The 22,930-nt window shown below is 44.8% G+C and carries 22 protein-coding genes and 1 pseudogene; 14 read left to right on the top strand and 9 right to left on the bottom strand.

Translation table 11 applies throughout. The features are described from left to right. Nucleotides 1–85 precede the first annotated feature (85 nt). The 5 genes from QUB44_RS07550 to QUB44_RS07530 all read left to right on the top strand — a co-directional run bounded on the left by QUB44_RS07550 (nucleotide 86) and on the right by QUB44_RS07530 (nucleotide 4,337). The gene (locus QUB44_RS07550) at nucleotides 86–853 is read left to right on the top strand and encodes a ChaB family protein (protein WP_333364994.1); all 768 of its coding nucleotides are present in this window, start codon (nucleotides 86–88) and stop codon (nucleotides 851–853) included. A gap of 331 nt (nucleotides 854–1,184) precedes the next feature. Next, the gene (rd, locus tag QUB44_RS07545; RefSeq protein WP_333364993.1) at nucleotides 1,185–1,343 is read left to right on the top strand and encodes a rubredoxin; all 159 of its coding nucleotides are present in this window, start codon (nucleotides 1,185–1,187) and stop codon (nucleotides 1,341–1,343) included. Between the two features lie 24 nt (nucleotides 1,344–1,367). Continuing rightward, nucleotides 1,368–2,615, top strand: a complete 1,248-nt coding sequence (locus QUB44_RS07540; RefSeq protein WP_445299876.1) for an NAD(P)/FAD-dependent oxidoreductase — start codon at nucleotides 1,368–1,370, stop codon at nucleotides 2,613–2,615. 175 nt (nucleotides 2,616–2,790) lie between these two features. Further along, nucleotides 2,791–3,468 (top strand): hypothetical protein, encoded by a 678-nt coding sequence (locus QUB44_RS07535; RefSeq protein ID WP_333364991.1) that lies wholly within the window; start codon nucleotides 2,791–2,793, stop codon nucleotides 3,466–3,468. A gap of 95 nt (nucleotides 3,469–3,563) precedes the next feature. After that, the gene (locus tag QUB44_RS07530) at nucleotides 3,564–4,337 is read left to right on the top strand and encodes a class II aldolase/adducin family protein (RefSeq protein WP_333116814.1); all 774 of its coding nucleotides are present in this window, start codon (nucleotides 3,564–3,566) and stop codon (nucleotides 4,335–4,337) included. A gap of 111 nt (nucleotides 4,338–4,448) precedes the next feature. On the opposite strand, the gene QUB44_RS07525 is transcribed toward QUB44_RS07530, so the two are convergent. The 4 genes from QUB44_RS07525 to QUB44_RS07510 form a co-directional block, all read right to left on the bottom strand. Then, a complete protein-coding gene (locus tag QUB44_RS07525; protein WP_333364990.1) occupies nucleotides 4,449–5,351 on the bottom strand; it encodes an Rpn family recombination-promoting nuclease/putative transposase in 903 nt (300 codons plus the stop codon). A gap of 37 nt (nucleotides 5,352–5,388) precedes the next feature. Continuing rightward, entirely contained in the window at nucleotides 5,389–6,135 is a 747-nt protein-coding gene (locus QUB44_RS07520; RefSeq protein ID WP_333364989.1) for a HEAT repeat domain-containing protein, read from the bottom strand. Nucleotides 6,136–6,603: 468 nt separating this feature from the next. Beyond that, on the bottom strand, nucleotides 6,604–7,140 hold the full coding sequence (locus QUB44_RS07515; protein WP_333159100.1) for a GNAT family N-acetyltransferase: 537 nt from the start codon (nucleotides 7,138–7,140) through the stop codon (nucleotides 6,604–6,606). Nucleotides 7,141–7,144: 4 nt separating this feature from the next. Further along, the gene (locus QUB44_RS07510) at nucleotides 7,145–7,348 is read right to left on the bottom strand and encodes a hypothetical protein (RefSeq protein ID WP_333364988.1); all 204 of its coding nucleotides are present in this window, start codon (nucleotides 7,346–7,348) and stop codon (nucleotides 7,145–7,147) included. Nucleotides 7,349–7,484: 136 nt separating this feature from the next. Between QUB44_RS07510 and QUB44_RS07505 the strand changes: the two genes are divergently transcribed. Beyond that, nucleotides 7,485–8,846 (top strand): calcium-binding protein, encoded by a 1,362-nt coding sequence (locus tag QUB44_RS07505; RefSeq protein ID WP_333364987.1) that lies wholly within the window; start codon nucleotides 7,485–7,487, stop codon nucleotides 8,844–8,846. Between the two features lie 216 nt (nucleotides 8,847–9,062). Continuing rightward, complete coding sequence (locus QUB44_RS07500) at nucleotides 9,063–10,421, top strand: calcium-binding protein (protein WP_333364986.1); 1,359 nt, start codon at nucleotides 9,063–9,065, stop codon at nucleotides 10,419–10,421. A 215-nt stretch (nucleotides 10,422–10,636) separates the two neighbouring features. Here the strand turns inward: QUB44_RS07500 and QUB44_RS07495 are convergent, their stop codons facing one another. Both QUB44_RS07495 and QUB44_RS07490 read right to left on the bottom strand, forming a co-directional pair. Further along, nucleotides 10,637–12,001 (bottom strand): MFS transporter, encoded by a 1,365-nt coding sequence (locus tag QUB44_RS07495; RefSeq protein WP_333364985.1) that lies wholly within the window; start codon nucleotides 11,999–12,001, stop codon nucleotides 10,637–10,639. Between the two features lie 134 nt (nucleotides 12,002–12,135). Beyond that, nucleotides 12,136–14,199: an Eco57I restriction-modification methylase domain-containing protein gene (locus QUB44_RS07490; protein ID WP_333364984.1), complete on the bottom strand. Its 2,064-nt coding sequence runs from the start codon at nucleotides 14,197–14,199 to the stop codon at nucleotides 12,136–12,138. Nucleotides 14,200–14,306: 107 nt separating this feature from the next. Here QUB44_RS07490 and QUB44_RS07485 point away from each other — a divergent pair, with 107 nt between their 5' ends. The 7 genes and pseudogenes from QUB44_RS07485 to QUB44_RS07455 all read left to right on the top strand — a co-directional run bounded on the left by QUB44_RS07485 (nucleotide 14,307) and on the right by QUB44_RS07455 (nucleotide 19,847). Next, nucleotides 14,307–14,549 (top strand): CopG family transcriptional regulator, encoded by a 243-nt coding sequence (locus QUB44_RS07485; RefSeq protein ID WP_333364983.1) that lies wholly within the window; start codon nucleotides 14,307–14,309, stop codon nucleotides 14,547–14,549. Continuing rightward, nucleotides 14,539–14,820, top strand: coding sequence for a type II toxin-antitoxin system RelE/ParE family toxin (locus QUB44_RS07480; RefSeq protein ID WP_333364982.1), 282 nt, complete (start codon nucleotides 14,539–14,541; stop codon nucleotides 14,818–14,820). The genes QUB44_RS07485 and QUB44_RS07480 overlap by 11 nt, the downstream gene beginning before the upstream one ends. A gap of 194 nt (nucleotides 14,821–15,014) precedes the next feature. Continuing rightward, nucleotides 15,015–16,403 carry an AAA family ATPase gene (locus QUB44_RS07475; protein ID WP_333102370.1) on the top strand — a complete coding sequence of 463 codons (1,389 nt, stop codon included), beginning with the start codon at nucleotides 15,015–15,017 and terminating at the stop codon, nucleotides 16,401–16,403. Continuing rightward, entirely contained in the window at nucleotides 16,400–17,200 is an 801-nt protein-coding gene (locus QUB44_RS07470) for a hypothetical protein (RefSeq protein WP_333364981.1), read from the top strand. Before QUB44_RS07475 ends, QUB44_RS07470 begins: the two co-directional genes overlap by 4 nt. A gap of 4 nt (nucleotides 17,201–17,204) precedes the next feature. Beyond that, a pseudogene (locus QUB44_RS07465) lies at nucleotides 17,205–17,330 on the top strand (alpha-E domain-containing protein); the annotation flags it as partial. Nucleotides 17,331–17,437: 107 nt separating this feature from the next. Beyond that, on the top strand, nucleotides 17,438–19,054 hold the full coding sequence (locus QUB44_RS07460) for a family 10 glycosylhydrolase (protein ID WP_333364980.1): 1,617 nt from the start codon (nucleotides 17,438–17,440) through the stop codon (nucleotides 19,052–19,054). 208 nt (nucleotides 19,055–19,262) lie between these two features. After that, a complete protein-coding gene (locus tag QUB44_RS07455; protein WP_333364979.1) occupies nucleotides 19,263–19,847 on the top strand; it encodes a Uma2 family endonuclease in 585 nt (194 codons plus the stop codon). Nucleotides 19,848–19,989: 142 nt separating this feature from the next. On the opposite strand, the gene QUB44_RS07450 is transcribed toward QUB44_RS07455, so the two are convergent. The 3 genes from QUB44_RS07450 to argF form a co-directional block, all read right to left on the bottom strand. After that, nucleotides 19,990–20,481: a type II toxin-antitoxin system VapC family toxin gene (locus QUB44_RS07450; RefSeq protein ID WP_333364978.1), complete on the bottom strand. Its 492-nt coding sequence runs from the start codon at nucleotides 20,479–20,481 to the stop codon at nucleotides 19,990–19,992. Next, nucleotides 20,478–21,788: an AAA family ATPase gene (locus QUB44_RS07445; protein WP_333364977.1), complete on the bottom strand. Its 1,311-nt coding sequence runs from the start codon at nucleotides 21,786–21,788 to the stop codon at nucleotides 20,478–20,480. Before QUB44_RS07445 ends, QUB44_RS07450 begins: the two co-directional genes overlap by 4 nt. A gap of 198 nt (nucleotides 21,789–21,986) precedes the next feature. Beyond that, nucleotides 21,987–22,907, bottom strand: coding sequence for an ornithine carbamoyltransferase (argF, locus tag QUB44_RS07440; protein ID WP_333364976.1), 921 nt, complete (start codon nucleotides 22,905–22,907; stop codon nucleotides 21,987–21,989). Nucleotides 22,908–22,930 lie beyond the last annotated feature (23 nt).

Raw genomic sequence — 22,930 nt, 5'->3', positions numbered from 1 at the left:
ATATGGCACAGGCACAACGGCTCGCGGGCTATGGTCTAGACGTTTTGAAGAAGCTGTTTAGAATGAAATAGCCCTGGGAGGAACAATGACAGAGGAATATTTAGCAGAACGAACAGTTTCAGCCGTATTTAAGGAAGAAGAACAATTAGACGGCGTAATTCGGCGGTTGCTCGATCGCGGAGTTTCCCGCGACCACATCTCAGTAATGGGAAAAAACTTTCAATCTAAAACTAAAATTGCCGGCTTTATTACTAAAAAAGATGTGATATTAGGCGGTCTGCGAAGCGGGGCGATTTTTGGTTCCTTATTCGGTTCTTTTTTGGGTTTGCTAACAGGCGTCGGCGTGCTGTTTATTCCCTTTGTCGGTGCAGTAGTCTCGGCGGGCCCGCTGGGTGCGGTACTGTTGGGTGCAGCTAGCGGCGCGATCGCAGGTTCGGCCGGTGCGGGTCTTGTTTCCGCTTTAGTGGCTGTGGGAATGCCCGAAGACAAAGCAACTATCTATCAAACCCGCGTTGAAGCAGGCGAATTTCTCGTGATGGCAGAAGTTGCCGCCGACCGTGCGGGCGAATTTCAACTATTGCTAGAAAGTGCAGGTGGCGAAGAGATAGCTATTAGCGAAATGACGCTGCCACGCGCCGTCAAAGGTCGCTGCAATAGTCCGGCAGACTTGTCTCCCGAAGTGCGATCGCACCTGTCGGAAGCAGCTCAAAAAACCTTTATGGAATCCTACAACGCCGCATTTGACGAAAGTAACGACTCGATACAAGCGGAACACACCGCTTGGAACGCCATTCACCAGCAGTACGAAGAAGATGAAAACGGCGTTTGGACTAAGCCTTTAGCGAAAGTCTAGTCTTTCAATCGCAGCAAACTAATAAAAAATAAAATCCCGCCTCTAGAACTGCGGTTCTAGAGGCTTTGACGATTTTAGATTTTAGATTTTAGATTGAAAAATGGTGCAAAACTTAATTCGTAAAGACTTGGAAATTACCGAAAGTCTCATTAGTTTTTGAAAGTGATATAGCAATCCTAAATCATTTGTGAATTTCTTACTCCCTCCCCTTGGTAAGGGGAGGGTTGGGGTGGGATAAAAAATTTACGACTCATTTAAGATTTCTATATTGCACTAGGTTGCTTTGTCAAGTACAATCTATAGGCTTGCAATATAAAATTGAGTTAAGCAAATGCAAAAATACGTATGCATGGTTTGCGCTTACGTCTACGATCCAGAAGTAGGCGACCCCGACGGAGGCATAGCTCCCGGTACACCCTTTGAAGATATCCCCGACGATTGGGTTTGTCCCACTTGCGGGGCGGCAAAATCCGATTTTGAACCAGAATAAGCGAGAAAAAATTTGTCCGATCGAATCCTCAAAATTACAGTCATCGGCGGCGGTGCTGCGGGTTTTTTTAGTGCAATTACCTGTGCCAAAACCTACCCGCAGGCCCGCGTCACTTTACTAGAAGCTGGCCGGCAACTCCTGGCAAAAGTTCGCATCTCTGGCGGCGGGCGCTGCAATGTGACTCACGCTTGTTTTGACCCCAGTGTTTTAGTGCAGAATTACCCCAGAGGAGGGAAAGCTCTGCGCGGTGCTTTTACTCGATTTCAACCGCGCGATACTGTAGAATGGTTTGCCGGTCACGGTGTGAAGTTGAAAACAGAAGAAGACGGGCGAATGTTTCCGATCACCGACGATTCGGCGACAATTGTTAACTGTTTGATCCGGGCTGCTGAGGATGCAGGCGTAAAAATTCGCACTGGTGATGCAGTCGTTTCAGTAAAGAAATTAACCGGGAATAAAGCAGAGGGCGAACAAGAGGACACCGCCCCTAGGTTTGAAATTGAATTGAAATCCGGGGAGAGTTTTAAGTGCGATCGCATTCTTCTCGCTACAGGCAGCAATCCGTCGGGTTATAAGTGGGCAAAAGAGTTAGGTAATACTGTAGAACTGCCCGTTCCTTCTCTATTTACTTTTAATATTTCCGACAGCAGAATCAAAGATTTAGCCGGAATTTCTGTTCCTAATGCTAAGGTGAAATTGCCGGGAGCTAAATTAGAACAAAGCGGGCCTTTGCTAATTACTCACTGGGGTTTAAGCGGGCCTGCTGTACTCAAACTTTCGGCTTGGGGTGCGAGATTTTTGCACGATCGCCATTATAAAACATCTGTGCTGATTAATTGGCTTCCCCAGTACAATGCGGAAGTTTTGCGGCAGCAACTGCTAGCAGTTAAGTCGCAGTTGTCACACCGATTGATTGTCTCTAGCTGTCCGTTTCCGGTGCCGCGCCGCCTCTGGGAACGCTTGACAAGTTCGATCGGCATTGATGAGCAAAAACGCTGGGCCGACTTATCTAACAAAATCCTCGATCGCCTCCTGCAAGAACTCGTTCAAGGCGAATATCAGATTGCAGGAAAAGGCGCATTTAAAGAAGAGTTCGTCACCTGTGGCGGTGTCAACCTCAAAGAAGTTGATTTTAAGACAATGGAAAGCCGCCGCTGTCCCGGACTTTTCTTTGCGGGCGAAATCTTGGATATCGACGGCGTGACGGGCGGTTTCAACTTCCAAAGTGCCTGGACTACGGCGTGGTTGGCCGGGAACGCGATCGGCAAATGATACGATTTTAGATTTTAGATTGGGGAATATTTGTTCTGTAAAGGTTTGAGAGTTGCGATCGGCTTGTCTGTATTAAATTTTGTGTTATTTTTGAATTAAGGCGCACCAAATGTGTGTCAACTTCAGCTTGTAGACAAAATTCGCCGTTTTGCGGAGTTAACATCGGGTGAGATACATGAAAAACTTGAATCTAAAAACCCTAAAGTTCGATCGCAACCTTGACAGCCATCTTGACTCACCTTTCATCGAAAAAAATGGCTTGCTGGAATTCAACCCCAAATTTATCACTCCCGAATTTTTAACAACCTGGACGTTTGAAACACACCTGTACGACGAACAAGTTGCGATCGACCACTTTGTCCTCACATTCCCTAGCCGCACCGAACTCGAAAACTACGCCGAATCTTTCCGCCATTGCGGTGCCAAAACAGTCGAAGGCCCAGACTTATTCCCGATCAACTTTTGTGCGGAAAACATTAATGTTCCCTCCGATTTGTGGCTGCATTTAATGACCTTATTAATGCCAGCGGGCGGCTTAGTAGTATTAGATGCGCCCCACGCAGCCGGCGACCAAAAAAACCGCTTTCAGCAAGAAAGAGGATTAGAAGCAGTTCACCACGTTGCGCTTCGAGTCGAAAACGTGCAGAATGCTGCTAAAATATGGCAAAATAAAAACTTTAAACCGCTATCAGAGCGTCCTCTAGACTACGGCTCATTAACCCAGTGGTTTCTGCAAAACCCCGCCGGACAAATCATCGAATTAATCGAGCGCCACCCCGGCAATAACGCCACCTTCGACTGCAAAAACATCGCAGGTTTGCGCCTTAGCGAAGATAAAGTCAGTAGTCAGTAGTCATTAGTCAGTAGTCATTAGTTAACGGTTAACATTTAACAGTCAACAGTCAACAATGCCCAATGCCCAATTCCCAATGCCAAATTCCCAAATCTATGGTTGCAATAAAAATCCCCAAAGTCACCATTCAACCCCCAACATTCAACTCAATTGAAGAAGAACGCCGCCACCGCAAACAACGTTTAGCTGCGGCATTCCGATTATTTGCCCGCTTCGGATTCAGCGAAGGAATTGCCGGACACATCACCGTCCGCGACCCCGAACACCTCGACCATTTCTGGGTCAATTCTTTTGGAATGCACTTTAGTTTAATTCGAGTCAGCGATCTAATTTTAGTCAACCACAAAGGCGAAGTTGTTGAAGGAAATAAACCCGTAAACGAAGCAGCATTTGCCATTCATTCCCAAGTACACAGCGCCCGCCCCGACGTAATTGCAGCAGCCCACGCTCATTCTCCCTACGGCAAAAGTTGGTCGAGTTTGGGTCGCCTGCTTGACCCGCTGACTCAAGATGCTTGTTCTTTTTATGAAGACCAAAGTTTATTTGACGATTACACCGGAGTTGTTTTGGAAATCGAAGAAGCTAAACGCATCGCCAAAACTTTAGGTGAGAAAAAAGCCATTATCTTACAAAATCACGGACTGTTAACAGTAGGTCAAACAGTAGATGAAGCGGCTTGGTGGTTTATTGCAATGGAACGTTCTTGTCAAGCGCAGTTAATGGCCGAAGCAGCAGGAAAACCAATTCTCATCAAGCCAGAATGTGCGCGTTTAACACAGCAGCAAGTAGGATCTCACCGCATGGGATGGTTTAGCTTTCAACCGCTGTATGACATGATAGTGCGTCGGGAACCCGACTTATTAGATTAGAAACTCGGCGGTTGAAACCGCTATTACACAAACACAGTCCGCCTGCGGCGAATCAAGAATGAAGGGGGTATTAAAGCCGGATTTAGTATCAGGACTGCAAAATTTATAAATTCATCCTGACACGGATTCCAGCCAAGCTATCAAATCTTCTTGACTGGTAAAATCTAACAAGACTTCTCCTAAATCCTCTAATTGTTCGAGAGATAACTGCTGGATGCGAGCTTGAATTTCCGGCGCAATTTCACCAGTGCGCCGCACGAGTAGACGCAGGATTAATGCTATTTGCCCCTCAATTATGCCTTCTTTGCGACTTTTAATAATAGCACCGCGCTGGTCTTCAAAAAACATTTCCCGCTTTTCCACTTCCTCTAATTCCTTAAGGGTTAAATTAGTTCGGCTGGCGATGGAAAAAGCTGTTTTAATTTCGGGAATTGATGCAAATTTTTCAGGCATTTCATCGAAGAGGGGAGCATTTTTGATAAAATAAATCCAGCTTTGAATTAGGTTTTCGACTTGTTCTAGTTCTTTGTTAAACTTGGGAAGTTCGACAAACACTAATTCGATTTCTCTGTTATAATACTCGAAGTTTTCTTCGAGTTCTTTAAATACAAAATGGGTGAGAAATTTTTCTGTATTTTCAAAGAGAATAAAATCTGTAATTGTTAAAGCAATCAGAGGATTTAATTTAGAGTATCCTTCCCTGGGTCGGAGTTGAGTTGCGTAGGTTTTGGCGGCATTGTACACTACCCGTTTAGTAAAAGCTTCTACATTTATTACCTGCATTTCGATAATTACAGTTTTGTTGCCTGTAATTTTGGCTTTAACATCCAGGTAAGTGTCTTTTAATCCAGTAACGCTCGGCGCGGCGTAAGGATCAATAATTTCTAAGTCTTCAATGGTTGGCTGTGCGTCATAGAGCATCGCATTGAGGAAGCTAATCAAAATGTCTTTGCTCTGGGGCGAACCAAATATTTTTTTGAAACCAAAATCTGTTTTAGCACTGATGAAAGGCATAATTAATAGTGGGTAATTGGTAATGGGGGCGCTTAAATCACAAAAGTCCTTCCATTTCTAAATCTTCAATTATCTGCAATCCGCGCGGGTCGCCAACTCGCAAGAGCGAAGATTTAGCATCTTCCCGCACGCCCATGTCTTCATCTTCTTCTAAAGCTTCAATCAAACCGTCGATCGCCCCAGCGTACACTATATTATTCGGCAATTCGCGGGCCAGTTGCCCGATCGCCCAAGCGGAATTACTTCGCACAGCAGACACAGCATCTCCTCGCAGCGCTTCAATCAACGGCGGAATCGCCGCAATAACCACATAGTAACCAACTTTTGCCATTTGACCCAGAGAACTCGCCGCCCACAAACGCACCGCCGAAATATCAGTTTTCAGAGCATCAATTAAAGATGGCAAAGCGCGGTGATCCCTGCAATTTCCCAGGGCCCAAACTACCCCTTTGCGAACGTAACCGTTCCAGTCGCGGTTAAGCTGAAGAATCAGCGGTTCCACAGCATCGGGACTCGGATTTCGCCCCAACGCATAAGCCGCGCTCACCCGCACCAAGGGGCAACCGTCTCTCAATAAATTAATTAAATGCGAAATTGCTCGATCGTCCTGCAGTTCGCAAAAAGCCCGCGCCGCCATCATCCGGTGCTGAGGTTGCGGGGATTCCAGCAAAGGCAGCATTTCCTCGGGATCTGGCAGCGGGGGTTCGGAGTCATAAATTTGCTCCAAAGGGCTTTCCAGTTCCGTGTCAGTATCAAGGGCGTTGGAGTAGTCGTTATTGTTCATAAAAAAACTTTACCGCACAGAGGATGCTCCTAAGCAACTCAGTCAGCAGTCAGCACTCAGCAGTCAATAATTGTAGGGTGCACGCGCAGTACCTTACTACTGAGATATTGCACCATTGTCAGCAACAGGCTTTTCGGCCTGTTCCACAAGAAAATTTGTCTGTTGTGGAACAGGCCGAAAAGCCTGTTCATAAAAGGCTAATTGAGAATGGTGCAACATATGACTTACTACAAACAAATACCTCTGCTGTCACCTAAGTTTGTAGTGAGGACTTGAGTCCTCATAATTGCTGTCACCTAAGTTTGTAGTGAGGACTGAAGTCGTCATAATTGGGATGAATCAGGACTAAAATCCTTACTACAAACGAATATCTCTGCTGTTACTTAAGTTGGTAGTGAGGACTTCAGTCCTCATAATTGGGATGAATCAGGACTTTAGCCCTGATTCCAAACCAGTAGAATTTATATTTCAAAGGGATTTGAGCATCGAGAGGGAATGAGTTTGATAGCCTAATTTTTGATAGAGATTCACCGCAGGCTGATTGCTCAGAAATACTTGCAAACCAATTTGGCGATCACCTCTTTCCCGCGCCCAATTTTCAGCATGAATAACTAAAGCTGCACCGACTCCTAGACGGCGATGTTCCGGTGCTACGTACAGCAAAAAAATGTGAGCATAGCGTTCTCCGGTGGTTTGGTCGATCGCATTTCCCAACCACAAACATCCGACAACCGATTGGAGATTTTGCGCCTGAGATTGGGGATTGAGATACTGCGAGGGAAGCACGGGCAAAATTTCTGCCTCTTCTTGGCTGTTTTTCTGGCACTCTACCCACCAAACCGGCGTCTGGTTAGAAAAATACTGCTCGACAGTTTGAGCCAAATGTCCCAATTCCCCATCGGGGTAAAGCTCTCGGTATGTCCGGTGCATAAACTTTACCAGTTTTGCTCGATCGAGTCCCGATCCTGATCGCAGCCAGTAACCCGGTATCAGTTGAGCAGACATCAGCTCAGCGGACACGGAAAGCGGAATAATTTAGCCCCAAGAAAATTGGATGCACTACTGCCGCTTGCTTTTGGGGGATCGCTTCCTCAATCGGTGCGGGGGCAGCCATGTCACCAGGCAAAAAGATGCGAGCACTGACTGCTACCAGAGCCGCAAAAAATACTAATACCGCTATGAATGGAGCAATGTATTGACGAATGATACCCATAACCGCAAAAACTTAATTCTTGAGTTGATATTATCAAGTGTACCATACAAATCTTGTCAGCTATAATGGTTGCCATTGGACAATTAGCTCAAGAAGAGAGCGATCGCAAATACCAACAAACACAAAATATAATATTATGAGTGCCTCGCCTGCTGTTTATGAAGCTCTGGCTAAATCAATTGTTTTTTTGAATCAAAAGCCGAGCGAGCAAGATGAAGTTTCGAGTTTCCTGGATACTAATGGCTACTATATCGATCGCATATTCGACGACCCAGAAACAAACTTTTATGCGATCGGGTTCGGTTCATCCAATCCCGAAAACCCGCCCGCCCTCGTATTTAAAGGTACAGACTTCATCGACGGCGACGCTATCTTTTCCGACTCGCGGGACATTGGTTTACCTGAATTTGAAAAGAACAAAGATAATATCCAAAATTGGCTCACAGAAATCGGTCAAAATACTGGTAAAAACCCCAACAAATTATTGCCAGATGTCATCGGACACAGTTGGGGCGGAGCAGTCGCTCAAATTGTAGCAACCGAATACACAACTCTGACCGGCGATATCTTTACTTTCAACTCTCCGGGAGTATCAGCGAGTACATTCAACACTTTTCGGAGAAATCTCAGCAGGGCAGGCAACAAAAATGTCACTCACTACATTGTCAGCGGAGATTTCGTCAGCTTGTTTGGGGAAGCATTTATCCCAGGTAAAGTATTTATCCAAAGTTTTACAGATCCGAGTATTAATCCCTTAACTGTTTTGGCAAAACATCGAACTGAAAATTTGTTAACTACGCCGCCCGTGGGTTTTTTGCAGAGGCAAATTTCCGTAGAACAATTAAACAGTCCCGAATTTACTTATAACAACGATTCAGATTTTAACGAGTTTATCGGTGCGATGAATTTCGCCCTGCCCAATGTGTCAGTAGCAATCAGAAGCAGAGGCGGTGCAGAGAGTGTGAGAACAGCACCAGAATTTTCTTTTGTGCAGTTGATCAGAGAAATGCAATACGGTTTAGCTCCCTTACAACCGAATTATTTATTAGGGGACGCTCGCAACAATACTGCTACGGGGGGCCCTGGAGAGGATACAGTTATCGGCAACGGCGGTAACGATACTCTCAGAGGCAATCGAGGTAATGACAGCATCATCGGTGGTGATGGCGACGATTTCTTGTACGGCGGCAGAGATAACGATTATTTCGAGGGTGGCGACGGAAACGATTTGGTTTCCGGCGAGTTTGGCAACGATTTTTTAATTGGCGGCGCGGGGCGCGATCGCTTTGTATTGGAATCAGGTGGCGGAGCCGATGTGATTTTAGATTTTCAAGATGGTGAAGATTTAATTACACTGTCGCGGGGTCTAACTTTTCCTCAAGTTACAGTAACCCAAGGTGTTGACGGAGCTTTAATTAGTATCCCGATTACTGGGGAAATTCTTGCAACTCTCAGAGGCGTAGTTGCCAGCGATATTACTCGGGTAGATTTTGTATAGCTTTAGGGCGAAAAAAATTGGTATTTTTGGTGGCGCGAAACAGGCATTGGTTTTGTAGCGAGATGGTTTTTTTGTATAAAAAAACTTCTCCTCAATTTTCCCTTAAAAAGCCACTAAAAATGACCAATTAATATGGTCAATAAACTAAGTTTATAGTAAACTGAGTTAAGTAGCTTAAAAACTAATTCCCCATCAAACGACAGGAAATAAAAAAATATGCCTTCCTCCCCCGCCGCTTACGAAACTATAGCCAAGCAAATTGTTTACATAGATAACAACCCCCAGTCTCAAACTTTAGTTCAAACGGGTTTGAGCGCTGCGGGCTACCAAATCGATCGCACCTTTGACGATCCCGGAACTGGATTTCACGCGATCGGCTTAATTTCCACCACCCCAGACAAACCGCCAGTTTTAGTATTTCGCGGCACCGACTCGCTCATAGACGATATTGCCAACGGAGACCCGCGCGGCACCGGTTTTAACCAATTTGAAGCCAACAAACAAGCATTAGGAAATTGGCTGACCCAAATCAGTCAAGATACAGCAAAAAACCCCAGCCGCTTGCCACCAGACATTCTCGGACACAGCTTAGGTGGTGCCATAACGCAACTAGCCGCCACTGAGTTCACATCTACTATTGGAGATGTTGTCACCTTCAATTCTCCCGGAGTTGCTCAGAGTACAGTCAATACATTCAAGCAGAAAGTCGGCGCCGGAAAAAATGTAACTCACTACATAGTTAGCGGCGATTTTGTGAGCTTGGGAGGAGAAGCTTTTCTACCGGGAAAAGTAGTTCTTCAAACATTTACCAACCCGATAATCAACCCACTACTTGTCTTGGACAAGCACAGCCAAAGCGGTTTGTTGACTGCTCCTCCTCCCGGCTTGACTCAGAGAGAAATCTCTGTAGACCAGTTGAACCGCCCTGATTTCACTTTCACAGATTCCGATTATTTAGAGCTGTTAGCTGGCTTAGACTTTGCACTGCCAACCTTAGCAACATCTCTGGAATCGCGCAGCAGTTTAGAACAATTAAGAACCGCTCCGGGAAGCTCCTCTTTAGCAAACCTTGTGGCAATGCAAACTGCTCTCGATGTCTCCCAAATTAATAATTTAGTAGGCGACGATGCTAACAATACAGCATCAGGTTTTGCAGGGGACGATATTATCACTGGCAATGGGGGAAACGACACTCTCAGCGGCAACAAAGGCAACGATATTATCAGCGGTGGCAGCGGCAACGACCTGCTATTAGGCGGCAAAGGGGATGACAATTTGAGCGGTGGAGAAGGAGACGATACACTCATTGGCGCAAAGGGTGCGGATCTCTTAATTGGTGGCGCTGGACGCGACGTATTGGTGTTAGGAGCAGGTGCCGGTACAGATACACTTGTAGACTTTCAAAAGGGTCAAGATTTAATCGGTTTGAGCGGAGGTTTGACCTTCAACCAAGTGAGAGTTACTGCAGGCGATTTTATAACGACGATTGAAATTGCCAGTAACGGCGAAGTTCTAGCCAGTATTCCTGGCATTCCAAGTAGTCCGCTAACAGCTAGTGATTTTATTGCGATTTAGTTGGCGGCTGGCAATACAGATATTCGGTAAGGACACAACAATGTTGTGTCCTTATTTTGTGTTAGGAAAACAAACACCGACAATTTATACTCTTCCATGATTAAACACATCAATATTCCTCCAGGGGCGGGTTCACCGAAATCTCGAAAAAAAAGTACAGATATTGGTAAACCAGCCCCGCCAGAACCTGATAATTATAGCGACCGGACTTGATACTAATCGAAATCGTCCAGTCCAGGTCTGGGCATGGATGCTAATTTTTTCTCATCTTCTAAGGGCAGAAAGAAAATGGTTAGCATACCGGGAATCACAGCCAGCGCGCTCATCAAAAAATAATTTTGATAGCCGAGACTCGCCTGCAAGTAGCCGCTAAAAACGCCCGGAATCAGCACTCCTGCTGCCATAAAAGCAGTTGTAATTGCATAGTGAGATGCTTCGTATTCAGGGCGGACAGTCCGCATCAAGAACACTGTATAGGCAGCTACGCCAAGTCCGTAAGTAAATTGCTCGATCGAATTTACGGCATAAGCCCATTCAATCCCCGGTTGATGTATTGCCAACAGCCAATACAGCACGTTAGTTGAATTTTGCAAAATTGCCGTCGGCCACATCCATTTTTTCAATCCTTGTTTAGCAATCAAATAGCCGCCCAACAACCCTCCAATTAACAGAAACATTACCCCTAAAGTACCGGATAATAAACCCATTTCCGAGGTAGAAACTGCTAATCCTCCTTTCTCCACTTTATCCATTAAAAATGGCGGAGCCATTTTAAACGTCAAGGCATCGCCTAACCTAAAAATCACGACATAAGTAACAATCCAACCAATTTTATCTTGCTGAAAATAACTTTTAAATGCTTCGATAAAGCTTGTTGTTTGTTGGGGTGCGTCGGCTTCCATAGCATAATTTCTAGGATAGGGAAGATACCACCGCTGAAAGAGATATATCAGCACAAACATAATGGCACAAATGCCAAAGGCTGTCGCCCATCCGTAGTTAAGCGCAGACACGCTAAAATCCGAACCGAAAAGTGACAGCGGAATGTCTTGATATATTTTGGTATCGCCTGTATTTCCGGTGACTAAATGCTGTTCGGCCAGTTTCCCGGCGAAGAAAACCAATATACCGCTACCAGCAATGACAGCACCTCTATAAGCCGTGTTGCGAACCCCGACAAACAAGGCTTGCTGGTCTTTATTGAGAGTGTTTAAATAAAATCCGTCAATGGCGATGTCGTGAGTAGCTGACACAAAGGCGATCGCGGTAAAGATAACAAGCGATATAATAATCGGTGCGGGCGTTAATACGCCAAAAGCCAGGAAAGCAAACAGGAAAGCACAAATGATTTCGGTTGTTAAAATCCATTTGCGTTTCGTGGAATACAAATCAACAACTGGCCCCCACAAACCTTTTAATACCCAAGGAAAAGACAACAGACTTGTCAATCCGATCAATTCGTTGCTGGTTCCCATACCTTTCAAAAAAATCACCGACATTAAATTAACGACGGTGTAAGGGAGACCTTGAGCGAAGTATAATACTGATACCCACAATCCAGCGTTATGCTTTTTTTCCATTGCAGAGATATTTTACCTAGTTACTTATTTGATTTACGGAGTGCGATCGACAATTCCGGTCAATTCAACCCCTGGCATCACAGTATATGTCATTCCGATGCCAGCGGCAGCCATATAAATGGTGTATTTTAGCATCATTCTGAGTCACAAATATTTTCATTTTTGGAATAAGCCTGCAAAATTTTTTCTCCCTTAAAATGAACGAGGTAAGCGCGAACATTCTTGTCCCAGTCAGAAGTGTCATAAGTTCGCAGTAGTTCCAAAGCACTTTCTTCTATCTGATATGCAGTTTTTGGACTATTCGCCGGACGTTCGGGACTGTCAGGATTAACAACAATTAAACCTGCATCTAGAAACTGATGCACAGTCTGGCGGCGCACAGTTTCCCGCGTATTTGGTGCATGTTTTTTACTGTACTCCCGATCCATAAATTCCATAATTGGTGTGATTCCCCGAAGTGGAGATTTTGCCGATTCCCAAGCATCCTTTGGCTTGAGGTCAAGCAAAGCCAGAAGAGTTAAGGCGGAACGTTCGTTAAGCTGACTTTTTGGAAAACTCAGCGCTGCAAGTATTTCTAGAGATTCATCAATACGGTTCTTGATTGTTATCGGACTATTTTCTAACGGACTTGTCGCCTTCAGCAGTTGTGTCTCGACAAGTCGATCAATCTCCCGCTGTGTAGAAAATATTTCTCCTATTTGAGCGCCAAGTAAAAGTAATTGCTCTACATTAGGATACTTCAAATTGCGTAAATCCGTAGCATTAACTTGAGTGTGTCCGTTGAACAGTCGGAAAAACGCATCTACCAAACTCGAATTTAGATAAACGGCCAATCCCCGCGCCAGGGTGAGGTCTAATCCGCGTCCCTGTTGGTGAAAGTAATTCAAATGGTTCTCAAAACCCACGCTAGAACTATTAATTTTATTGGCATCCCAGACAACTGCAACAATTCGCTTTTTCTCTTCCTTTGAGGAGAAGCGCTTGCTCAAAACATAATGTTCGTTAGGTACGAGGAGTGCAGCAGTTTTTTCCGTGACAGCTAAAGCTTGATGCTTTCTCGTTGCTGTGGGATATTCAACACCGCCAGCCGAGAAATGTGCGGGATAAATCAGCGGAACTGTACCGTTCTCAGGTTTTAGCCGCAAGTCAGAGCGAACACGAAAATCTACAACTTTTCCGGTGGAAACTGTTAAGCCTAATCCCTCTAGGGTGCAAGTAAATTGAGCCATTTGCTCGACTACTTTCTGGCTGACAGAATCCGGTAGAATCCGAATAAATTGCTCGGAATCTTGGGGATTAATTAAGGCGGTATAGGGCAGTTGGTGAGACAAAACCAGGTCGTCGCCCGCGCTGCTGCTTGAGGTAATTAGTACAGTCTCTGGCTGTTCTATTTGTTTGGTGGCGCGCACAATAATAGTTTCTTGCAGCACCGCATCATCGCGAAATGGCAACTGTCGGGATTCAAAGATGTGTACTTGGCGCAAAGCCATCATTTGAAGGAATACTTTGCGGAAATCTCTAAAGTATAAACCGTTGCAAAAGCTGCGGGGAGTAATCGACACTAATTCACCGTTTGGTTTGAGCAGGTGAGCGGCAGCCACTGTAAAGCCAGCGTAGAGATTGCTGGTTTCTAGTCCTATAGAACGCAGCAAGGTTCGGGCTTGGGATTTAGCGTCTATTTTGGCATAGGGAGGATTGATAATTGCATGGGTAAATTCCCGTTTTACTGGTTGTGTAAATAGATTGGGCTGCAACATATCGGCGCTGTCTTGAATAAAATCTATTTCGCGAATCTCACAGGTAAAAGATATCCCGAAGCGCTGACATTCAATACTGCACAATTCTAAGGTTTGCTTGAGGTATTCTATCAAAACAAGGTCAATTTCATAAGCTGTAACGTGCAGGCTGTGCGGTCGGTTTTGGCGCTGGCAAAGTTCGCAAACAACGGCTGCTAACAGGGAACCAATACCAGCCCCGGCATCTAAAAGCGATATATCGGGACAGTTAAATTCAAACATTCCCGCCATCAAACTTGCGACTGAGGAAGGTGTTAAAAATTGTCCCTTTTCTCCTCTCTGGCTTTGCTGCAACTTTCGGGTTGCTTCTTGGCGCCAGCCATCTACTCGATCGAGTAAATTGCTTGCAGTTGAGTAGCTGTTACCCGGAAGGGCTAGCGTTTGAAAGTGCGGTACTATCATTTGTTCAAAAAGTGCGATTTCGAGTTCAGTTTATTTTCGCCAAAATAGGAATCTATAGGCTATCATAGTACCAGTTTACTCTCTTCCCATAACAGCAAAGGGCAGCCATGAGTCAAGAAAATTTTACATTTCTCCTTGATAGCGAAAAAAAAGAGGCGCTGAAGGCGATCGCTAGTGTCACCGATCGCGATTTAACTTATGTTTTGAACGAAGCGATCGCTTCTTACCTAGAAAATTATCAATGGCTGCTCGATGAGATTAACAAAGGCGTTGCCGAGGCCGAAGCTGGAGACTTTGCCAGCGATGATGAAGTCCAAGCAGTTTTTGCCAAATTGACCAATGAAAATTAAGTGGCTGCGACAAGCTTTGCGAAATCTAGAACAGGCTCACGCATATATTGTTAAAGACGATCCAGAGGCAGCAAGGCAATTAATTTTAAGGATTCAGAGTGCTCTAGGTCAACTCGCCGAATTTCCTTTTATGGGTCGAGTTGGTCGCGTAGAAGCTACTAGAGAACTTGTCATTTCCAATACCTCTTATCTCATCATCTATAGAGTAAAAGAAGAAAGCGTAGAAATTCTCCGTATCCTTCACAGTTCAAGAAAGTATCCAGAAAATTAGGTGATGCTGCCGATCGCCAGTTCAGTGTATTTTCGCCTAAATTTTCACCGATGTGCTAAAATGTCAAGCGCACTAGAAAATATATAACTTATCCAAAAGTATGTTGACTGTTCATATAGCTAGATCGGGAGGTAGCTAACGATGACACAAACTCAAACCAAGCGTTATGATTTTACTTAAGTATCTAACTGTAAATGATGACAACTATCAACTGGGGTCAAGTTTTAGATAGCATTCCAGAGAATGCCATTGAAGCGATAGTCAACTCTCAATTTGTGTCGGTTCTAATAGAAGCACTTGGATTCACTAAAAATGACCAGTTTCCACAGTTTCCAACAGGTCAGGGTGCTCAGAAAGTAGATTTCGCAGCGCGTAAAAATACTGAGAGTGAGAAGTTTTTGTTCTCTCCTGTCGCTCCCTACTTACTTGTTGAAGGCAAGGGACGGGCAATAGCGACAGGAGCTAAAATTAACTTAGCGGAAGGTACTCCCAAATATAACGAGTCTAGGGAACAGATTAAAAGATATCTGCTATCTCCTAAATGTCAAACGGCTCAATGGGGCATTATTACCAATGGCATTCATATCCAGTTATTTCGGAGGCATGGGAATGTTGTAATTCCTGCAACTCCCTGTACTCTGATTAACAAAGGTAATATTAGTGCCATTGTCCAACATATCAAAGATTTGATTGACAACCCACCCAAGGCATTGACAGTTTGTATCTATAACAATAAAGGAGGAGTGGGTAAAACGACAACAACTCTCAATTTAGCAGCAATTTTGCGAAAACAGCAAAAAAAGGTTTTAGTAGTTGATTTTGATTCACAAAGAGATTTAACGCAAACTCTTGGATTAGATGTAGGAGCTATTAGTTTATATAACTGTCTCACTGATTCAAAAGCAAATATTATCCAAACAGTAGTTCCTTTTATTCACACCGACAAACATGGAAAACCGTACAAGGACAAACAAGGGAAACCGTTACGTTTTTTTGACGTGATTCCCTCAACTGAAGAAATGGAACAATTTACAGATTCTCTTCAAGCTCAATCACACATTCAAAAGGGGCAAAAAAGATTGCGAGAAATCCTTAAAGCTTTTATTTATCTATATGATTACATATTGATTGATTGCCCTACCCAATGGTTATTTTTCAGTCAGAGCAGTGTTTATGCCTCTGATGTTGTTCTCATCCCTACCAAGCATAATGGATTAGCCTCACTACACAATGCAGCTAGGGTAATTACAAAATTTATTCCCGAAATTAAACAAGAAAGAGGAGATGGTGGGCCAATTGCCCTACCAATCTTTTTCAATGGAGAGAAGATCACAGATCCTTCGCTTCAGACAGCCAATCAGGAAATTGGAAAAATAATTAATCAAGCTAAAAAAGACGGCTTTGATCTGATACCATATTATTGGCCTAAATCTACAAGCGGGAATGCTGAAAAAACTATCTTCAGTATTCCCAGCTATGCAACTGTTGCCAATGCTGCTTTTTCTCATATTCCCGCTGTTTTTCTTAACAATACCGCTGCTGAACACTATGTTGGTCTAATTAAGGAGTATTTCTTAAAATGAGTAAGTATGATGACATCGGTAAGCTGATGCACCTGCCATTAGCTGAGATTGAACCAGGGGAACCCTGCTCTGAATCAGAGTTTATCATCACCGCCGCAGCCGAGGCTATTTTGAACGCTGGTGGACGTAATTGGATTCCTGTGATTGTTAAAGAAACAGGTGATTATCAATATCAAGTAGTCAGCAATTCCTTTATTTATGCAGTCGCTCAACAAGCTGAATTAGAGCGAGTCTGGTGCATAATCATCGAGCCAGAATCCAAAAATATTGAGCAAGCTAAAATTCTGGCAAGGGAAGCAATACCAAAGGTTAACCTTAGCACAGCATCAAGAGATACTATTCTCGGTGCACTTCGATATTTGGTAGCAGAACCCGGCAGTGCATTGAACAGATTGGATGTTATTGTCGGAGCCAATCGAATCTCAGAAGCCAATCGGGAAACGTGGTCAAACTTTAAGCCTATTACCGCCTTAAAATGTGGCATTACTAGCGGTAAAAAATTAGATACTTTAGCAAAAGTATTTTATCTCTCGCCGCCTGCTCCAGTTGCACCACCACCGCCACCACCTGAAAAAGTTAGCGTTAAACGTGCATCAAGAGATGAGATTTTCGATCGTCTCAATTACTTATCAACTAATAAAATAGGCGGCTTTGAAAATATAGATGCCGAAAAAACAGCCGATGCTATCTTCAACGCGAATAAAGGCAAGTGGAAAAGCCTAACTCCAATTGCCAAGCTTGAATGCGGCCTTGATACAGCCAAAATGAAAATCATTAAAACCCTATTTAGCCTGTAAAACTCTGTTAAGTGGTGTAGCGGATTCAATTTACTGGCTCAACCGCTATATTGAAAGATCGGAAAATATGGCCCATTTTGCCGAGGTCAATTTTAATCTCATTCTCGACTCTCCCAGCGGTATTACTCAACTATTTACCGATCGGCCCAATTAATGTACCCTTGTGCGAAAATGTCAAGCGGACGCTCAAACCAAAAGTCCGTAAAGGACTGTTAAACGCTCTCTCACACATTTCTGATGCCTAAACCCAAAACATTCTTTTTGTCAAGCTTGTTCCTGATTGGCTTAACAATTAGTTTTCTGCTGACTCCTGGTTGGTTATCAAACTGGTTCCCAAACCGCGCGATCGCAACTATGCCCCCGCAAACTCAAACCGCCGAATTTCGCGCCTTCTGGGTGGACGCTTTCAACCCCGGCTTCAAAACCCCTCAAGAAGTCACAAAATTGATCGCAGACGCGCAGCGGGCAAATGCCAACGCGATCGTCGCCCAAGTCCGCCGCCGTGGCGATGCTTTTTACACGAGTGCGATCGAACCCCGCACCCTCGATCCCAACGTTCCGGCCGGTTTCGATCCCCTGCAAGATTTAATTGACAAAGCCCACGCCGCAGGCATTGAAGTACACGCTTGGATGGTGACGCTGCCGGTGGTTTCGGGCACCAAACTTCCCGCCGGTCACGTTTGGCAACAACACGGGCCTTCTGCCCCCGGCAGCGACAATTGGGCAATGCTGACTTACGGTGGGGAAGCCCAAGGCTATCTCGATCCCGGCCATCCAGACGCCGTAGATTATACTGTTTCCGTCTATTTGGATTTGCTGAAGCGCTACGATGTGGACGGCGTACAGTTGGATTATGTGCGCTACGGCGGGCCGACTTGGGGCTACAATCCGACTGCGATCGCCCGTTTCAATCAGCAAACAGGTCGATCGGGCAAACCCGCACCCACCGATCCCGCCTGGATGCAGTGGCGGCGCGAACAGGTGACAAATTTAGTCCGGAAGCTTTATGTAGAAAGCCTTGCGATTAAACCGCGCGTTAAAATTACCGCCGCCACGATCGCCTGGGGAGACGGCCCCACAAACGATGCAGGGTGGTATCAAACGCAGCCTTACAAAGAAGTATTGCAAGATTGGCGCGCTTGGCTGGAAGAAGGGATCGTAGACATGGCGATGCCGATGACTTACCAGCGCGAGTACAAACGATCGCAAAAACTCGCTTACGACAACTGGATCGAGTACGCCAAAGACCACCAGTACAACCGCCAAATTGCGATCGGCCCGGGCAATTACCTCAACTACATCGAAGACACCCTAGCGCAGGTTCGCCGCGCCGAAGATCCCTCTGCAAAAGGAAATCACGTAGCCGGTACGGTGCTGTATTCCTACGCTAGCAGCAACGTGTACACGAATGTGGAACTGCGATCGGGCGGTAGCGGTGATTTGCCCCGCCAGCCTTGGAAATACGTTCCCCAAAGCAACGATTTGTTTTACACCGCGCTTTCTGTGCCGAGTCAATACGTTGATGCTGCGACGGGCAAAACCTATGAAACTCAGCCTGTGTGGGCGACAACCGCAGCGGTTCCCGATATGCCTTGGAAGTCGCGGCCGACTACAGGTGCGATCGCCGGAAATTTGCAGCGGTGCGCTCAAACTTGCGACGGTGCGAGCTTGACATTGCAGTCGATCGATGCTGCTGGCAAGGTGCGCCAACTGCGCGCCGATGGTAAAGGATGGTTTGGGGCGATCGAGCTTTCTCCGGGAACTTATCAGTTGAAAGTTGATGGAAGTCAAATTCAAGAAACAGTTAATGTTGTCGCCGGTGAAGTCACAAAAGTGAATTTCGGAGCCTCTTAATCAACTTCTAGTTTACTCGTTACCAGGCTCTGCCTGGTAACGCAGATCCGGAGGCTGTGCCTCCAATTTCCATAAAAGCTTGCGAAGCAGAGCCTCTAGATATCGGTTCCCAGGCTCTGCCTGGGAACCAGTTACCAGTTAAATCAGTTAATATCATAAGCTAAAATAAAATCATCCCACATCAAATTATAAATTTATCAATCGAGATATGCTAACAACTGAAGCTGCTTTCACGCTCCGTAAATGGACAGTTAAAGAGTATCACAAACTGGGAGAGATGGGATTTTTTCACCCAGAGGAACGAGTCGAACTACTTTCAGGAAATATCATCAAAATGAGTGCAAAAGGAACTGCTCACACTTCAGCCACGAGACGTACTGCCAGCGTGCTGAGCCATCTTCTGGGAAATCAGGCTGCTGTTTATACCCAAGATCCGATCGCCCTTGATGACAATTCTGAACCCGAACCGGATATTGCCGTAGTCAGAATCGATCCTTTTGACTATGCGACTCACCATCCCACTCCCTCAGAAGTATATCTCATTATCGAAGTGGCAGATAGCAGCTTAACTTTCGATCGCGAAATTAAAGCCAAAGCTTACGCGCGATCGGGAATTGCCGATTATTGGGTGCTAAATGTGGGCGATCGACAACTCCATGTTTTTCGAGAACCCGCTGAAAATGGGTATCAAAGCGAAGTAATTATTGGGGAACATGGGAGCATTTCACCGCTGGAATTTCCCGCTTTCAATATCGCAATTCAGGCAATGTTGCCCCCTCTGGTATCAAATTGAAAACGGCTGTATCAATTCTCTTCATTTGTGAATTATGTTTGTTTTATTAACCGCAGAGGGCGCAGAGGGCGCAGAGAAAGAGAATAGAAGAGATAGAGAGAATGGCTTTTTCCTTAGCAATCGCCTATTTATGCGTTCAGGACTACGATCGGTATTTTGCGTTTTGGTGATAGCGACTTAAATCACTGTCTAGTGACCAAATAAACACTTCACTCATGGGGAAACGCTGACATGACTTATTAAATTCTTCAATGATACTGAGATCGCCGAAGCTAGTTCCTTCATACTTATCAGGGGCTTTGTTTCTGCCAGCTAAATCAGGAAAATTATCAATCCACAGTAGTATTTCTTCTGTGTTTGGGAATTGAGTAAGTGACCAAGGAGCTTCACCCTTAAATGCAGCTTTAACTTCTTTAACAAAACGCATGGCTGTTTTCCTTCTCATTGTACCGTCGCCATTCTGGGCAATGTGGTTGCCTGTTTCTATTATGGTTGCCATCGGTAACAAAAAAGTACAACCAGATTCAGCATAAATCTTAAAATCTTCGAGGACTAATGCTCTATCCTGATTGCAGTTGGGAACATTAAGAAAGTTGAGGAAAATGCTAGTATCGATTAGGCAAATACTACTCATTCCCCGTACTCCTGCAAACGAGATAGCCATGCCATTGCTTGCTGTTTTCTCTCATCAGGCGTGTGCGGCGACTTGACAAACCGATCGACTACTCCCGCAGTTACCAATTGACCAAGAGGGCCTTGCGATATCAGGCTAGGAAACTCGTATATATCTCCCAGTCGTACAAGGCGGCTATCCCCTGCTTGTGGATCTCGGTAACAAAACACTACATCACCGAGGGCCGCGTCAGGTAAGGCATTCATGAGAGCGGGGTTATGAGTAGAAAGCAGCACCCGCAAATTACGACGCTCGGCAATATCTCGAATGCAGGTTAGTAGATGTTTGGCGCGGTTGGGATGAACCCCATTATCGATTTCTTCGATGACTACTAAACTACCTTCAGTTGCTGATAGCATGGCTGCTGTAATTGCTAACACCCGCAAAGTCCCATCCGATAACAAAGCAGCCTCGCAATAGCGCGGTTTGTTACCAAAGGTTTCTGCCAGCCTTACCATCACTTCATCTCGCGGGCCAGAAATGAAATCTAGCTTTTCTATAGCCTGTTCTGGTAGGCTCTGAATCAAGTTTAAAATTGTTTTTTGATTGTCGGGTTTCTTTTCCCATAGGCGAAACAAAACACTGGAAAGATTAGTGCCATCTTCCTGTAAGCGTTTATCCGATTTGAAACTGTACTCGCGCATTTTGGCGGGAACGGGATCGAGAAATAGGATGTTTTGCAATACTCTTTGATATTCGCGGACTGTTTCAGGAATGATTTTTTGGGATTTATGGTTTTTTGCATCAAAACGAGCAGGTGTGTCTAATTGAACAAAGATAGCCATTTGATCGCTGCAAATTACTCGTGGCTTATTTTTTCCTTTGGTAAAGTTGTTATAGGAAACATCAACATCCGTCCCTATTCCTTGAGATGGTTTATTTAGATCATATAGAGGTATTTGAGTTGTTTCAGTTGTCGAGCCAACAATCCGCTCACTACTAATATGCAGTTCTCCCTCACGCACATTGAGGGTTATATCAAGTTGGTTCCATTTTGTTGAGTCTAAATGGCAACCGATGGTAAAACTTGACTGTCCAAGATGGCACAAATCATCGACTCTACCGCGTATAATGCGATCGGCATTATTGACAGCATATTGAATAGTGGTGAGTTTTTGACCTTGTGCCAACCATGACAAAAAGCGCAAAGCTTCAATTGCATTACTTTTGCCTGCGGCGTTGGCTCCGATGAGCACAGTCAGCGCTCCAAGCGGTAATCGGCTTGTTTTGTAACTCTTGAAGTTTGCGAGGGTAAATTCTGTTAGCATGGTGTCGATCGGGAATTGCCGATTATTGGGTGTTAAATGTGAATGAGCGACAACTTCATGTTTTTCGATAACCTTTTGTGAATTATATTTTTTTTATTAACCGCAGAGGGCACTTAGGGCGCGGAAAAAGAGAAGAGATAGAGAAAATGGCTTTCCTTTTCAACCCTCAATTCTTCTCTTTTATTCCCTTCTCTATTCCTAATCGCTTTCTAGAAGGCTTGCCAGCAAAGCTTGCTGAGCGTGCATCCGATTTTCTGCCTGATCCCAAACGCGCGATTGACTGCCTTCAATCACTGCATCGGTAATCTCTTCATCCCGGTGTGCGGGCAAACAGTGCAATACAATTGCATTCTTATCTGCTAACTTCAGCAATTGTTCATTTACCTGATATGGCTCAAACAAAGGAATCCTGATTTTTGCTTCCTCTTCCTGTCCCATACTCGCCCAAACATCAGTATAAATCACTTGAGCATTCTTCACAGCAGCTTCTGCGTCCGCCGTCACAGTAACTTCTGTTTTTCCATTAGCAATATTCTTAGCTTTTTTCACTATCTCAGCATTCGGCTGGAAATCTTGAGGGCAAGCAATTCTTACATTCATTCCCGTCATTGCACAGCCCAACATCAGCGAATTAGCCATATTATTGCCATCGCCCAAATAAGTCAAAGTCACCCCTTCCAACTTGCCAAAACACTCTTTTACTGTCATTAAATCCGCCAGCACTTGACATGGGTGTTCGTCATCGGTCAGTGCATTAATCACAGGAATTTTCGCATAGTTGGCAAAAGTTGCTAAGTCCTTTTGCTCGAAAGTCCGAATCGCCAAAATGTCTAAATATCTGTCTAAAACCCTGGCTGTATCTACCAAAGGTTCGCCGCGGCTGACTTGTGTAACGTTGGGATTGAGGTCAATCACTTGCCCTCCCAATTTATACATTGCCACCGTAAAACTTACCCGCGTTCGCGTTGAAGCTTTGGAAAATAACAAGCCGAGAACTTTATTGCGTTTCAGCTTGACCATTCCCGATTTTAAACTCGTTGCTAGATCCAGCAAATAATTTAATTCGTCAATGCTTAAATCTGCCAGACTTAATAAATCTCGCCCTTTTAAGGAATCCATGCTTTCCCCACACACAAATTTTT

Source organism: Microcoleus sp. AT3-D2, assembly GCF_036705715.1.
In the GTDB taxonomy this organism is placed as follows: Bacteria; Cyanobacteriota; Cyanobacteriia; order Cyanobacteriales; family Microcoleaceae; genus Microcoleus.
The sequence above is the reverse complement of the archived record's forward strand: the minus strand, read 5'-3'. Positions and strand labels throughout refer to the sequence as shown.